This is a genomic window from Pseudoalteromonas sp. SG45-5, from assembly GCF_014164085.1.
GTDB lineage: Bacteria > Pseudomonadota > Gammaproteobacteria > Enterobacterales > Alteromonadaceae > Pseudoalteromonas > Pseudoalteromonas aliena.
Map to the genome: position 1 here is coordinate 39,848 of NZ_JACJEM010000029.1, position 15,640 is coordinate 55,487.

Genomic DNA, 15,640 nt, shown 5'->3' on the forward strand with positions numbered 1-15,640 from the left:
TACGCAACATCCTTGTCATGTTTTATCTATAAACTCCTGCTCATTGAAATTCTAAAGTCATAAATTATTTATATTACAAAGTTTATGACCTTAAAAAACAAACTAGCAAATCCGCTAATTAACGAGTAAAGGTGTATGCGATGAAAGGCGTTAAACCATTAATCTTAGCTGGTATTGTGGCCGCAAGTGCAGCAGTACACGCAAACGATTTAGATAAGGTTATTGATAAAAGCAGTGAAATTAATAAATCAGCTGCGCAATCACAAACAAAAATAGACAAGATTGCAGATTCAATGCAAGGTCGTTTACAGCAATTTAAAACCCTCAATAAAGAGATTGATGGCTTAGCTGTTTACAACGCCCAGCTAACTAAGCAGTTAAATAATCAAATAGAAGAAATGGAATCCTTAAATCTGTCAATGGATCAGGTTTCTATTATTGAACGTCAAATTACACCATTAATGATGCGTATGATCACAGGCCTTGAGCAATTTGTATCGCTTGATGTGCCATTTTTACAAGATGAGCGTGCAAAACGGTTAGCCTCTTTAAAAACTATGATGGATCGCGCTGATATTACGTCAAGCGAAAAATTTCGTCGCGTACTTGAAGCTTACCAGGTCGAAGTTGATTACGGCCGTACAATTGAAGCGTATACCGCGTTGTTAGAGGTAAGTGGAAAAGAGCGTGAAGTGGATTTTTTACGCATCGGCCGTTTAGAGCTTATTTATTTAACACGTGATGGTAAAAAAGCCGGTAGCTGGGATGCACAAACAAAATCGTTTACAGCATTAGCTGATTCAACAATAAGCCAAATCAACAAAGGTTTACGCATAGCGCGCAAGCAACTTGCCCCACATATGTTAACTCTGCCAGTACATGCAGCAAAATAAGAGGTTAAAAATGAAATTGTTTACACAAATGACAAAAATGGCTTTATTTGCTGCAAGTATTAGCTTTGCGGGTGCCAGTGTAGCTGCTGAGGCAATGAACCTAGATTCACTCCTTAAAACGCTAGAAGAAGGAAAATCTGTTCAAACTGCAGAAAATAAACAGCGTGAACAAATGTTTGCCACACGTCAAAACGAACAAGTACAAATGTTAAAAGACACACAAGCAAAGCGTAATCAAATGCTTGTTGAATCTGAGCGATTAGAAACACAGTTTGAAGAAAATGAAGTTAAGCTTGCAAATTTAACTGACACTTTATCTAAGCGCATGGGCTCACTCAAAGAGCTATTTGGTGTATTGCAGCAAGTTGCAGGTGATTCGAGCAATAAGTTCGCAACGTCTGTGGTATCTGCACAATTACCAGGTCGTAGTGCATTTATGGACGACCTTGCTCAAAAGATGGGATCGACTTCAAAGCTTGCATCAATCGAAGATATAGAAAAAGTATGGTACGAATTACAACGCGAAATGACAGAGCAGGGCAAAGTAAGTCGCTTTACTACCACGGTTATAGTTGAAGGCGGTAATAAAGCAGAGCAAGAAGTAATGCGAGTAGGTGCTTTTAACTTAATCTCGAACGGTAAATACGTAGAGTATAACCCAGTTACAAATACGCTAAGTGAGCTTACTCGCCAACCTGTATCTCGTTATACCGCGACAGCGGGTGATTTACAAAATGCCAAAAGTGGTGTTGTGCAGTTTGCGCTAGACCCAACGGGTGGTTCAATCTTAGGTTTATTAGTGCAAGCCCCAGACACCGTTGAGCAAGTACATCAGGGTGGAGCCGTTGGTTACGTTATTTTAGGTGTGGGTCTATTGGCACTTTTAATTGCGATTGAGCGCTTTGTATCTTTACTACAGGTAGGTGGCAAAATCCGTCGTCAGTTAAAGGATAATGTAGCGCGAGATGACAATCCATTGGGTCGAGTTATGAAAGTAAAAGACGATTACCCAAATGTAGCCTACGACACGCTTGAACTTAAATTAAGCGAAGCCATTTTACGTGAAATGCCAAAAATCACTCGTAATTTAACACTTATCAAAATTATTTCAGTGGTTGCTCCGCTATTGGGCTTACTCGGCACAGTAACCGGCATGATCAACACATTCCAAGCAATCACATTATTTGGTACTGGGGATCCTAAGCTGATGGCAGGTGGTATTTCTCAAGCACTAGTCACTACGGTACTGGGTTTGGTTGTGGCGATCCCTACTGTATTTATATACACACTACTTAATACTCGCTCAAAAGGTTTATTGCTTATTTTACAAGAGCAGAGCGCGGGAATTATAGCCCAACGAAGTGAGAAAGGAGAATAAACCATGGTGCTATTGATTGACTCAATCAATGCTATCCGTGATTTTCTCGACACTGGTGGCCAAGTTCTCTTGGTCATCGGGGTGTTAATCTTCGCGATGTGGTTATTGATACTTGAGCGATTTATTTATTTTTTTAATGGCTTTCGTGGCTATAAAAAAGATGTCAAAAACACATGGACTACTCGCCAAGAACGTAACAGTTGGAATGCTGAGCAAATACGCCAAGCAATGATCTCGCGAGCGAGCATGCGACTTAACACTAATTTACCCTTAATTAATGTAATGGTTGCGTTATGCCCGCTACTTGGGTTGTTAGGAACCGTAACCGGAATGATCGAAGTATTTGATGTTATGGCAATTACAGGTACGGGCAGTGCCCGTTCAATGGCATCGGGTGTATCTAAAGCAACTATTCCAACAATGGCGGGCATGGTGGGTGCGTTATCAGGTGTATTTGCCTCAACGTATTTACAACGTAAAGCAAAACGCGAAGTAGAACTTCTTGAAGACAGCATGGTATTAGACCATTAAGTATATTTTGATAAGCGGCTATATACAGTCGCTTATTCTAGGAGAATAAAATGAGAGCACCTTTAGGTAATTTAATGCAAGAAGATGAGGCTGAAGAAATAAACATGACACCTATGCTAGATGTTGTTTTTATTATGCTTATTTTCTTTATTGTGACAGCGTCGTTCGTAAAAGAGGCCGGTATAGATGTGAACCGTCCTGAAGCTGCAACAGCAGTAAAAAAAGAACGTGCAAACATATTAGTGGCTATTTCAGATCAAGGTGAAATTTGGATCAACAAGCGTCAAATTGATATACGTGCAGTTCAAGCAAATATTGAACGCTTAAAAGCTGAAAACCCACAAGGTAGTGTTGTCATTCAGGCAGACAAAAAGTCTACAACCGATACTTTAATTAAAGTAATGGATGCAGCACGCGCCGCTGGTGTGTTTGATGTGTCGATTGCAGCTCAAGAAGCATAAGGGTTAGTAATGCGTTATTTAGTAGCATTAATTGTAGCCGGTGTAGTGACTTTTATGCTGTTTTTAGGCATGCAAGCACTGATCACCGGTGGCGAAGGGGCAATGAGTGAGCCTGCTAAGGGCAATGTACTTGATTTTGTAAGGCTTAAAAAAGAAGAGAGCCTACAAAAGAAAGAACGAAAACCACAAAAACCACCGACACCAAAGGAGCCACCGCCGCCGATGGAATCACCACAGATGCAAAGTAGCGATGCGACTGCAAATGCTAATAACTTTGACTTTGGAGCAAATGTGGATGCGGATGTAAACCTATCGGGTGGCTTATCACTGGACTCAAGTGACGGTGAATATTTACCCATTGTAAAAGTAGCCCCTGTATACCCACGCCGTGCTTTATCACGGGGTATAGAAGGTTACGTTATTGTTGAATTTACAGTAACTAAGCAAGGCACTGTGCGTGAGCCTCATGTTTTAAAAGCAGAGCCTGAGTCACTGTTTGACAGAGCGGCTATGGATGCAGCCCTTAAATTTAAATACAAACCACGCGTAGTGAATGGCGAAGCCGTTGAAGTTGCGGGTGTTCAGAATAAAATTTCTTTCCAGATCAGTGGTTAATTTAGCGATTAATTAAACCTACTAATAAATGGTTCGAAAAGTGAGATGATTATGAAATCAATGACAACATTACGACCTGTAGCAAAGCTTTTGAAATTAACACTGTTTTGCACCGCAGCAATAAGTACAAGTATTATTGCTCCTAGTGCGTTGAGCATTTTACCCAGCGTAGATGTAGCCACAGCCAATGCAGCGCAAGAGCAAAAAACTAAACGAGTGCCTGCATTGCGTGAAAAGGTGTACAGCCAATTGGCGCGAGCGCAAAAACTAGCTGATGATGGCGACGTTAAAGCAGGGCTTGAGGCACTAGATACCATCAATGAGCGATCATCAAGTATGAATTCATACGAAATTGCGATGATGCATAACTTTTATGGGTTTATTTATTACAACGAGAACGATTTACCAAAAGCAATAGCCTCGTTTGAAAAAGTAGTTGCAGAGGAAGGAATTCCTGAGTCGTTACGTGTAAGCACTACATTTAGCTTAGCGCAATTAGCAATGGCTAACAGTGACTACAAAAAAGTAATTTCATTTTTAGATAAATGGGATGACATTAATACTAAACCCATCACCGAAAGTTATTACTTATTACGAGCACAAACCTACTATCAGCTAAAAGATTACAATAAAGGGCTGGAGTATATTTCTAAAGTAATAAAATTAAGTGATGATGAAGGTAAAACACCTAAAGAAAACTGGTTGGTATTGCAACGTGCAATGCATTACTCGCTTAATCAAACTGATAAAGTAGTCGCAGTATTGGAGCGTATGGTAAAACTGTATAACAAGCCAGAATATTGGATTCAGTTATCGGGTATGTATGGTGAAACAGGGCAAGAGAAACAGCAACTTGCTGTTATTGAGGCTGCTTATCAACAAGGGTTTTTAACCTCAAAATCTGATTTGCGTCAACTTGCTCAAGTGTATTTATACAATGGTTTAGCTTACAAAGCAGGCGTAGTCATGAGTAAAGCAATTGAGGCGGGTGCTGCTGAGAAAACGGCAAAAAATTACGCGTTTGTAGCCGAAGCCATGATCCAAGCTAAAGAAGACGATAAGTCAATTGCATACTTTGTTAAAGCAGCCGATTTATCGGTTAATGGCAAGTACGATCAACGCTTAGCGGAAGTGTATGTCAATACTGAGCAATATGAAGAGGCAGCCGACGCTGCGCGTAAAGCACTAGATAAAGGCTCACTTGATTTTGAATCAAATGCCTTTGTTGCTCTTGGTATGGCGCAGTATAATTTACAAAATTTCGATGCCTCAATTTTAGCGTTTGAACAAGCTGAGAAACACAAAAAATCCCAGCGTTTAGCGCAGCAATGGATCAAGTATGTAAAGCGTGAAAAAGTACATGCCGAAACACTTAGAACGGCATTACTTTGATCCCTATTTAACACGTTATTTGTATAGCAAAAAACCAATTTCATAATCGCACTATGCAAACCGCCTTAAATTTATTTTAGGCGGTTTTTTCGTTTTATTTTAAGTAACCATTTGAATTTAATAAATTAACGTTGTCATCTTATGTTTATTAAAGTGTAACGGCGCTGTCATACAGCTCCCGTAAGGTAGTCGCAGCTAAGAACTCAAGTGACCTAAATACATCAACTTATGTACTTAGGTGACTTGAGTTTAATAAAACGCTAACAAAATAATTAAATACTTTAACGGAGTGAACAATGAAATTATCTGGTTTATTTAAAGTCAGCCTAGTAGCTGCTGCAATCTCACTTACTGGTTGTGGTGGTGATATTAACGTTACACCTACAACTGCTGATAACAGTGTAGACAATAGTGTAGACAATTCGGTGACTAACCCAGGTGGTAACAGTGGTGAAACTGTTACGTGTGCTACATACACATTAGATGGCGCGACATTTACAGGTGAGGCCAAAGGCGTTAACTGTCTTTATAGCCAAGCATTTGCAAGCAATGCTAAAGAAATCACCAGCTCTTTTGTCATTTCTGCATTAGATAACGATGGTGCGCATGTGTTTGAAGGTGCGTTATTTATTGGTGATGATGTAGACACATCAACAGGCGCTACAATTGACGGCAATGGCCCTACATTATCCATTGAAGCCGGTGCGACAATTGCTTTTACTAAGCCTGAGAGTTTTATTCGTGTTGCACGTGGCGCAAATATTGAAGCAATTGGTGAAGTAGATAAGCCAATTATTTTCACAAGTATCAAAGAAGTTGATGGCGATGATTCAACAACAGCACAAATTGGTGACTGGGGTGGCGTACAGGTAAATGGTCGTGGCCATTCTATTCGTTGTACAACAGCAGCTGCTGCACAAGACCTGTGTAATCACTCTGCTGAAGGTATTGTATCTTACTACGGTGGTAATGATCCGCAAGATAACAGCGGTATCCTTAAGCATATCGTTATTAAATATGCGGGCTTTGGTGTTGAAGGTGATGAACTCAATGGTTTAACTCTAAATGCTGTCGGTTCAGGTACAACCATTGATTACGTGCATGTACATAATGGTTTTGATGATGGTATTGAGCTATTTGGTGGCAGCGTTAACCTTAAGCATATTGTCGTTACTGATACTGGCGATGACGGCATTGACTGGGATGAAGGCTGGAAAGGTTTTGGACAATTTATTCTTGTTCGTTCAAATGAATATGGTAACCATGGCTTTGAAACAGATGGTGCGAAGGTAGATCCATTATCAGCAGACGCTCAAGATTTAGTAACAACCGTTTCTAACCCAACGATTGCGAATGCAACGGTTGTAACGACCGGTGATCAAGGCGCAGATGGACGTCGTACTGGTGCCGGTATGGAAATGAAAGAATGGGGTAAAGCGCAATTAGCTAACATGCTGTTTGTAAACTCATCATCTGTAGATGGTGCCGGTTGTTTTGATTTATACAATGAAAAAGACAAATCAGGCGATGCAGGTGTGCATGCCAATGCAAATAAAGGCGATATTGCATTTATGAGCTCAATTTTTGCCTGTGGTAAAAACTTTGAAAACGTAAACACGCCTTTAACGGGTGCATTAGCAAGTTTTGATGTAAGCACTTGGTTTACAGGTGGTGAAAACAACCAGTTAATTGGTTTCGCTGATTTTGCAAATGTGCTTGGTGCCGATGGTGTTTCAACTGCTGCAACGATTACTGATTCACAAGGTACTGCTGTTGCAACAACGGCTAAAGACATGAGCGCTGTTAACGCTTTCTTTACTAACGCAGGCTACATTGGTGCGCTTAAAGAAGGTGAGTCAAGCGAGTGGGCTAGTTTTGTAGCTGCATCTTTACAACGCGCTAGTAATTAATCTAGACCGGCTCTAATTATAAGGCGCTACGGCGCCTTTTTTAAGGGAACTTTAGGTTTAGAGGATATAAATATGAAACATCAAAAGCAGTTTAAAACTAATCTAATAACTTTATCGCTGCTCTCCCTTTTTTCTTCATTTCATTCTTTCGCTGAACAGGCACAAGAAATAATAAATGATGAGGCTATAGAAGAAGTTGTTGCAACAGGCACGCGTCTTAAAGGGAGTGCGAGCGCAGTTATCGATGAGCGTAAAAATCAGGCATTCGTCGCTGATATAATGGGCGCTGAGCAAATCTCTCGAACGGGTGACAGTGACGCCGCTTCGGCACTTCGTCGTGTTACAGGCTTGTCGTTAGTTAATGATAAGTTTATTTATGTACGTGGATTAGGTGAGCGTTATTCAAGTGTGCGTTTAAATGGCGCTGTAGTGCCAAGCCCTGATTTAACAAGAAACGTTATTCCACTTGATATTTTTCCATCAAGTATTATTGAATCTTTGGCTGTTCAAAAAGCCTACTCACCTAATATGCCGGCAGCATTTGGTGGTGGTGACGTTAACATTAGAACAAAAAGCATTCCAAGTGATACGTTATTTAAAGTCGAAATTGGCGCAAGCTATAAAGATACAAATGACGAAGGCTATACATATAATGGCGGCAGTGATGATTGGCTTGGCCAAGATGATGGCACGCGAGCATTACCTAATAGCGTTAAAACAGCGTTAAATACGTATATTAATGGCTTATCTGATATTTCATACCGAAATATCAGAGACGTAGAATCAAAGCGCACGGGAGCTGATATAGGTCAAGCTGCAGCGATTGATTTAAATAAAAGTTTAGCTAAAGCGTTGCCAAGAGACTTTGGCTTGGAAAAAGAAAGCTTGAACCCTGATGCCGGTATTAAAGCGGTCTACGGCGATCGTTTTGATAACTTATTTGGCTTAGATGGATCTTTTGGTTTTTTAGCGTCAGTTGCTTATGAAAATGAATGGTCAAATGCTGAAAAGTTTAGCGCAGTCCTTTCTTCAGTTGACGCATCGGAGTCTGCTTGTTCACAAGATGACTTTACCTGCTACTCTGCAACAGAAAAAGAAGTGTCGACAAAGCATAATATAAAGTTAAATAGCTCTTTAAATTTAGGGTATAAAATACAGGGCCATGATTTAACTGCAACCTACATGATGTTGCGAGACACTGAAGATGAAGCCTCTGTTGCATTGTACCAAGAGCCATCAAAGTCATTAAGCATCGATGCTGGTCAATTACAGCGCAGCCACTTAACCTCTTTTGAAGAGCGCGAATTAGAAATACTTCAGCTTCGTGGTACGCATAATTTAGAGTGGGGATTTTTGCAAGGTGTAGGTGTTGATTGGCAATACACTGATTCTACAGCAACAACAAGTATCCCAGGCGAGCTTAAAGTAACGGTTCGTGATGAATATCTTGATGGTAAATATAAACGCACATTTTACAACGGTAGCTTAGGGGGCAATCCCTATTTGTATCGATTTGTTGAGTTAGAAGACGATGTAGAAAACTGGGGCGTTAATGTAAATAAAGTTTTTTACTTTGACAATGCCGAAGTTGAAATTGCGGGTGGCGGTTATTTTGTAGAAAAAACACGTGACTACCGTACCGACTTTTTTAACTATCGCTTTAGCCAAACTCAAGCTTTAGAGCTCGCGCAAAGTGAAGATGAAGCACTGTCAATCGGCAGTTTTTTTGCTAATGACTCTGTTATTGATTCAACTGATGTCGAGTTGTTATTCCAAGAACCAACAGCCGATGATTATCTTGCAGCGCAAATGATTGATGCTTATTACGGCTCTTTTGACATAACGTTTGCTCAAGATTGGCGCTTAAGTGGTGGCGTACGCTATGAAGATTTTCGCCAAGTTGCTCTAGCTTTTTCTCGCTCAGCATTTAATCCTGCTTTGCTAGCTGACAAGCTAAGTGCAGATGCGATAGAACAAGCAAGTGTCATGGAAGATGAGTATTTTACTTCACTATCTATGACGTATAGCCAAGAGGCATACCAAATTCGTTTTGGATATGGCAGTACGGTTGTTCGTCCTGATTTACGTGAGCTAAGTCCTGTTCAATTCCAAGATCCGCTTACAGGATACCGTACTCTAGGTAATCCATTCTTAGAGTCTAGCGCTTTAGATAACTTTGATGCGCGTATCGAATTTTATATGGGCAATGGCGATAACTACTCTGTTGGCGCTTTTTATAAAGATATCGATAAACCAATTGAAGCACTGTTAACTGAAAGCGATGGCCGTTTCACCCTGCAGTTTGATAACGCCGATACAGCCTATGTTTATGGTATTGAAGCCGAATGGTTAACTGAGTTGCACAGTGATTTTCTTGGCGGTGCTTTCTTTACTTCTGGTAACTTAACACTCAGTGATTCAGAAGTTGAAATTGCACAGGAGCAGCGCGGCGATCTGACAAACCTAAAACGACGCATGACAGGTCATTCAAAATACGTTGCTAATTTACAATTGAATTACGATTCGCATGATGGCATGCATCAAGCCTCTGTCATCTATAATGTATTTGGTGATCGTATTTTGGCTGCGGGTGTTAATAACTTTGATGATGCTTACGAGCAACCTTTAAACTCGTTAGACATGGTTTATAGTTATTACCCTACCTTTAACACCACGCTGACATTTAAGGTGAAGAATATGTTAGGACAAAATTTTGAAGTTAATCAAAATGATGTGTTAATACGTTCTCAAGAAACACCGAGAGAGTTGAGCTTAAGCTTTAGTTATGAATTTTAACATTCTCTAATAAATAGCAGTTATAGTAAGCATTACTTAGCCCTACCAAGTGTAGGGCTTTTTATTGCTTGTTATTTATGAAGTTAATAATTGTGCCGTAAGGGGGATGGTAATACCAACCTGCATAAATCTTTGCCTAGTTCTAGCGTAATTTTCTTAACGTTAAATAGACCCCATATATAAGTAGATTGGTATAAATAGTGTTTTGGTTATGTGTCTAAGTGAATGAGCATTAATTTAACCGATTACGGTTTATACTTTAGAGAATCCGCTAATTATTTTTTAACCTAGTTTGGGTATTGCAAGATTTAGGCTTTGCGTGTAATTAACACGATGCCAGATTGATAATCAGTGGCTAGTTTCTCTCAAAGAATATGCTTTACTCGCAATTTTTAAGTTACATTACATTATAAAATATTTTTGTTTTATGGATAGCGTAATTGAGGCTACGATGATCTTATACACTTAGTTTATGCTTTTTCAGTTATTCAAAAAATTAGTGTTATTAAGCAAAATATAGGGTAGATATTTAATTTAATGGATAGGCTTTTTTACCATATTTTGGATCCATACGGTCATATTATCAGCAGGCATGGGTTTGGCAATATAATACCCTTGCCCGAGACGGCACCCCATATCAATTAAGACCTGTTCATGCTCTAAAGATTCTACTCCTTCTGCAATCAGGTTATAGCCAAACGCTTGACTGAGCGCCACAATACAGGTGACGATGGATCTATCTTCACCGTCTGATAGGAGTTTTTTGATAAAACTTTTATCTATTTTTAAAGTGTCTAATGGTAATTTTTTTAAATAGCTTAAAGAGGCATAGCCTGTACCAAAATCATCTAAGGCAATACTAACCCCTAAATTACGACAACCTTCAAGCACATCTACAGCTTGGTCAATGTTTCCAATTGTTGTGCTTTCTAGAATTTCTAATTCTAGTGTCTTAGATCCCATGCTATGTGTACTTAATAATAGGTCGTTTAAATTTTCGACAAAACCCTCACTGAGTAAATGTGCTGGAGAGATATTAACACTCATGGCTAGCTGCGTATTTTGCCAAATTTCATGTTGTTTTAAGGCTTCGCATAGCACCCACTCACCCATTAAAATCCCAATACAGGGATGCTCTAGTGCATCAGAAAAGTCAGCTGGATATAGCAAACCTAAAGTTGGATGATTCCAGCGTATTAATGCTTCAACGCCTATTAAACGCTGGTCTGTCATGTCTACCTTTGGTTGATAATGTAAAATAAATTCGTTACGGGCAATCCCTTTTTCGGCGGCCATTAGTAGAGTATGTTTAGCATGTCTTTGGCTTTCTTCTTCTGGATCATAAAATAAAACTTTATTCGTACCTAAGGTCTTAGCTTGATACATGGTTTGGTCTGCTCTGCGTAGAATATCATCACAGCTTAAACCAGCATCATTGGTAAGAGCCACTCCAATACTTGCTGACGCTTGTACTGAGCAAGCGTATTCCTTTAATAGAATAGGGTCATTGATCTCAATAAGAACATTTTGCAGAAGATCTTCATATTCTTGATTTGTGTGTAAGGATCCTTTTAATAGCAGGACAAATTCATCACCTCCAATACGTGCAAGGGTGTCTTCTTTACGAGCAATAAGCTTTAGTCGATTGGCGATGGTTGTTAAAACAAAATCTCCTATTTCATGCCCGTATTTATCGTTAATGGGTTTAAAATTATCTAAATCTAGATAGGCAACAGCGAGTGTCTGCCCAGAAGCGATCGCATTGCTAAGCTGTTCGAGTAAGGTTGGCCGACTGGCTAACCCTGTTAAACTGTCATAATGTGCCATATTATGGAGGTTTTTTTCTAACGTGGCTCGTTGAATTGAGCTAGATATAGAATGCAGAAGTTGAGTACTTTTTAATTTATCTTTTAATAAATAGTCACTTGCACCAAGTCGCATAGCTTCAGCTGCAATATTTTCATCGCCTAGGCCCGTGACCATTATAACGGCACAATGATGATTCACAGACTTTCTAATGTTACTGAGTAAGGTAAGCCCTGAACTGATCCCCAACCGATAATCAACAATAATACAATCAAACTCTTTTTTTTCTAGACAAGACATAGAATCTTCTAACGAAGAGGCTTCAAAAATGTTAGCTTGCATACTAGAACGAGAGACCATACGACGTATTAGTTCCCTATCAATACTATCGTCATCAACAATGAGAAGGTTAACGCTATCGGACAGATCAAATTTTTCCATTGTATTTACCCTGTTCATCATAATCATAGCTCTTCTCAAAACGATCTATGTGAGCTCAATCGCATTCATATATGCATCCATAAGTTTTGCTAACTTAGCAAACTGAGGGCCTATAGAACTTTTTACCATGTAGCCTGCCACATTGTTGTGGTACGCTCGGGTTCGGTCACTGTCTTCGTTTGACGTACTAAGAATAAATACCACAGTATCGTGCAGCTTTTTATCAAGGCGAATCTGCTCTAAAAATTCGAACCCGTTCATCACTGGCATATTTAAATCTAGTAACACCAAATATGGTTCAGCTATTCTTCCTGATTGATCCTGTTCTCGTAATGCATCAAGGGCCAACTGCCCATTTTGTTTCCAGTTGACTTTAATTGCAGGCTCCACTTTTCTTAAGCTGCGCATAACTGATTCTGCAGCCACATCATCGTCTTCTACGAGTAGTATTGTCAGATTCTTAATCATTGATTTCTTTCCTTGCAAAACGAGGCCACCAAACATGGAACGTTACTCCTCTTTGTGGTTGATTCGACGTAACATTAAGCTTTCCTCCGTGCGCTTCTGTAAGCCGTCGGCTTATGGATAAGCCAATACCTGCCCCTTGTCTTTCGCCTGAAGTTGTCGTTTGAAATAAGCTAAAAATACGTTCATAAGCTGCTTCTGGTATTCCCGGCCCATCATCAGAAACGGTTAAATGGCAGAGAGTATTCTCTGCAACAGATCGAATTAAAATAATTCCTTCTTCACGGTCATGGTGTCCGATGGCATTGCTCACCAAATTGCGAATAACAGTTTCAAGTGGTGTCCATGCAGACACAATACTGTCGAGTTGAATGTCTTTTTTAAGCTTTATACCCACAGGAAATTCTAATAACTCCTCTACATTATTGACCAACTTATTGATATCTATTTTTTGTGTATCCAGTGTGGCCTTACCTGCTTTTGCATAGTTTAATAAGTTATCGATTAACGTTTCCATTTTTAAAATACGTTCATCAATACGCGTTAAATTGTGCTGCACCTCATCTGTCGTTGTCCCCAGATCTTCTTTAATCCATTCAACTAAATTAGAAATTCCTCTCAATGGAGAACGTAAGTCATGGGAAGCCACATAAGTAAACTCCTTTAGGCTAGTGTTGTTTTCCTTTAGCTCTACTTCCATTCTCTTTCGATCGCTAATGTCCAATAGCGAGACGAATACCATGTCTTCATTATTCGTGTTTTCAAAAGGGCTTAAACCTATTTCTACAGGAAACTCTTTGCCGTCTTTATGTAGCGCGGTTAAGTCTCTTCCAACTCCCATACTTCTTATGCTGGGCGCTTGATGAAATGAATGACGCAGCCCTGCATGATGTCCTTGATAGCGTTTTGGTAATAGCATTTCCATTTTTTTATCTAATAGCTCTTCTTCACTGTAACCAAAAGAGGAGCAAATCGATTTATTCACTGATTGAATAATGCCATTTTTATCTATTATTAATACCCCATGTGGTACAGCCTGAATAGAGCGTTGAAACATACTGTTAGCGCGAAGCCTTTGTGAAATATCTACCAGCGTTGCTAATACTAATTCTTGTTTTCCGCGTATGGGGTTTAAGCCTATTTCAATCGGAATTTGAGCGCCATTTTTTTGGCTAGCGAACAATTCACGACCTGCACCCATTAAACGTTTTCTAGGCTTTGCAAAAAACTGGCTCATTAAATGTGTATGATTGGATTTAAATTGTGAAGGAAGTAAACTGTCTATGTTCATTCCTATAAGCTCTGAGTCAGTGTAGCCAAGTATTTCAGACAGTTGATCATTTGCAAAAAGAATTTGAGCCTTAGCATTCACTATCATTGCACCCATAGGCAAGCAATCAACCAATTGCGCCAAAAACGCATTGTCTATTTTAAAATCAGTATTTAAGGGAGCAACACCCGTGTTAACTTTAGTTTTGTTCATTTACATACCTATTTAAAAACTACTCATATATGAATAGACGAGGAAATGATGAACATCAAATTATGGGCGATTATTTTCGCTAAAAACTGTTACCTTTAATGAATTAAATGGATGACCCCCTTCGATTTCTTTTTTGTAAGCTCTGAATACGTATGTAGAGTGTATCTATGTCACCACCTAACTTGCAACATAATTATAACGTATTTTTAATAAATGATAGATTTTTTATGTCTACATATATTGCTCATTTACAAGCTTTTAGAGGGGTTGCGATCTTAAGTATTGTCGCTGCCCATGCGTGGTCATTTGCTATTTTTTGGACTGGCGATTTAGATTCTTTTAATTTAAAAGCACTGTTTTATTTAACTGAATTATTTTTTCATGGTAGTACAATATACTTCGCCATTATCTCGGGGTTACTTTTCAGCAAAGTTTTACATAATAGAGGGTGGATTTTATTTTATAAGAGTAAAACACTAAATGTTGTTTTACCCTATTCTGTCGCTAGCATAATAGCTACAGCAGTATATTGGCAATATTATCTTGCTGATGCCGTGAAAAATGATATATCGTTTATTTCCACAGTATCCATAAACCTAGTATTTGGAACCGCAGCCATTCAATTTTGGTACATACCTATTTTATTTGTACTTTTCATATTGACGCCATTTCTAGATTTTGTGAATAAACACGCACCAAGACTTATGTTTGTTTTTGCCTGCGTCCCTTTGATTATATCTCGCAGCGCTTTTCCTGACTTCTTAACCATGCAGAGTTTAGTGTATTTTTGTGGTGCATATTGTTTTGGAATGATAATAGGGAGTCATTACGAAAAGACAATGGCTCAGGTCAATCAATATAAAACGTGGTTAGTCGCTTTTCTCGTTTTAATCAGTATTGCTATTGTTACCCAATATATTAATGAATATAAAATCGATGGGTGGTATTCATCTCGACAAACTCTTTTCTACATTCAAAAGATCTTAGCTTGTCTACTACTTTTAAAGTGGCTTCAGAGTATTGAAACACGTTTACCCAAAACCATATGCAATATTGGTGAATATTCGTTTTCTATTTATTTTTACCATGTGTTATTCGTTGGATTTTTAATTATGAGCTTGCAAGACTTCATTCAAAGTTATCGTGACGTCTTCGTTATTGGCTTATTGGGTATTGGAAATATGATTATTGGTGTCGGTACTACTATGGTCATTGCATGGCTAATAAAGAAAATAATAGGGCGACACTCACGAAAGCTAATTGGCACCTAGGGTACTGTACCACTTGTATCTTGAGGCTTGGATGATTAGCTATCTCCAAGCTCTAAAATCAGTGAGGATGTTTGTAGATACCATCTCTCCAAAGCACTCGCAACCCTAATTTTATGCTAACTCAGATTTGTATTTTGTTTGGTTTTTTATTACACCAAAGCAAATTTGAATTAGCTTTCTCATTGCAGCTCCTAATGC

General features: G+C 39.0%; 12 protein-coding genes. 9 read left to right on the forward strand and 3 right to left on the reverse strand.

All coding sequences use genetic code 11. The annotated features are described in order from the left end of the window. The first annotated feature begins 140 nt into the window (after positions 1 to 140). The 8 genes from H5119_RS11045 to H5119_RS11080 all read left to right on the forward strand — a co-directional run bounded on the left by H5119_RS11045 (position 141) and on the right by H5119_RS11080 (position 9,976). Positions 141 to 893 carry a DUF3450 domain-containing protein gene (locus H5119_RS11045; RefSeq protein WP_182702262.1) on the forward strand — a complete coding sequence of 251 codons (753 nt, stop codon included), beginning with the start codon at positions 141 to 143 and terminating at the stop codon, positions 891 to 893. Between the two features lie 10 nt (positions 894 to 903). Continuing rightward, positions 904 to 2,271, forward strand: a complete 1,368-nt coding sequence (locus tag H5119_RS11050; protein ID WP_182702263.1) for a MotA/TolQ/ExbB proton channel family protein — start codon at positions 904 to 906, stop codon at positions 2,269 to 2,271. A 3-nt stretch (positions 2,272 to 2,274) separates the two neighbouring features. Beyond that, positions 2,275 to 2,802 (forward strand): MotA/TolQ/ExbB proton channel family protein, encoded by a 528-nt coding sequence (locus H5119_RS11055; RefSeq protein ID WP_077535308.1) that lies wholly within the window; start codon positions 2,275 to 2,277, stop codon positions 2,800 to 2,802. 50 nt (positions 2,803 to 2,852) lie between these two features. Further along, positions 2,853 to 3,263, forward strand: a complete 411-nt coding sequence (locus H5119_RS11060; protein ID WP_077535309.1) for a biopolymer transporter ExbD — start codon at positions 2,853 to 2,855, stop codon at positions 3,261 to 3,263. Between the two features lie 9 nt (positions 3,264 to 3,272). Beyond that, complete coding sequence (locus H5119_RS11065; RefSeq protein WP_138584003.1) at positions 3,273 to 3,878, forward strand: energy transducer TonB; 606 nt, start codon at positions 3,273 to 3,275, stop codon at positions 3,876 to 3,878. A 51-nt stretch (positions 3,879 to 3,929) separates the two neighbouring features. Then, positions 3,930 to 5,270: a lipopolysaccharide assembly protein LapB gene (locus H5119_RS11070; RefSeq protein WP_182702264.1), complete on the forward strand. Its 1,341-nt coding sequence runs from the start codon at positions 3,930 to 3,932 to the stop codon at positions 5,268 to 5,270. Between the two features lie 296 nt (positions 5,271 to 5,566). Beyond that, positions 5,567 to 7,180: a hypothetical protein gene (locus tag H5119_RS11075; RefSeq protein WP_182702265.1), complete on the forward strand. Its 1,614-nt coding sequence runs from the start codon at positions 5,567 to 5,569 to the stop codon at positions 7,178 to 7,180. A 72-nt stretch (positions 7,181 to 7,252) separates the two neighbouring features. Next, positions 7,253 to 9,976, forward strand: a complete 2,724-nt coding sequence (locus H5119_RS11080; protein WP_182702266.1) for a TonB-dependent receptor plug domain-containing protein — start codon at positions 7,253 to 7,255, stop codon at positions 9,974 to 9,976. A 534-nt stretch (positions 9,977 to 10,510) separates the two neighbouring features. On the opposite strand, the gene H5119_RS11085 is transcribed toward H5119_RS11080, so the two are convergent. Genes H5119_RS11085 through H5119_RS11095 form a run of 3 tightly spaced genes read right to left on the reverse strand, consistent with a single transcriptional unit; the run spans position 10,511 to position 14,171 of the window. Continuing rightward, positions 10,511 to 12,223, reverse strand: a complete 1,713-nt coding sequence (locus tag H5119_RS11085; protein WP_259398952.1) for a GGDEF domain-containing response regulator — start codon at positions 12,221 to 12,223, stop codon at positions 10,511 to 10,513. A gap of 45 nt (positions 12,224 to 12,268) precedes the next feature. Beyond that, positions 12,269 to 12,691 carry a response regulator gene (locus H5119_RS11090; RefSeq protein WP_182702267.1) on the reverse strand — a complete coding sequence of 141 codons (423 nt, stop codon included), beginning with the start codon at positions 12,689 to 12,691 and terminating at the stop codon, positions 12,269 to 12,271. After that, a complete protein-coding gene (locus H5119_RS11095) occupies positions 12,684 to 14,171 on the reverse strand; it encodes a PAS domain-containing sensor histidine kinase (RefSeq protein WP_182702268.1) in 1,488 nt (495 codons plus the stop codon). The genes H5119_RS11090 and H5119_RS11095 overlap by 8 nt, the downstream gene beginning before the upstream one ends. Before the next feature lie 167 nt (positions 14,172 to 14,338). On the opposite strand from H5119_RS11095, the gene H5119_RS11100 reads away from it, so the two are divergent. Then, positions 14,339 to 15,442, forward strand: a complete 1,104-nt coding sequence (locus H5119_RS11100; protein ID WP_259398953.1) for an acyltransferase — start codon at positions 14,339 to 14,341, stop codon at positions 15,440 to 15,442. The last annotated feature ends 198 nt before the right edge of the window (positions 15,443 to 15,640 follow it).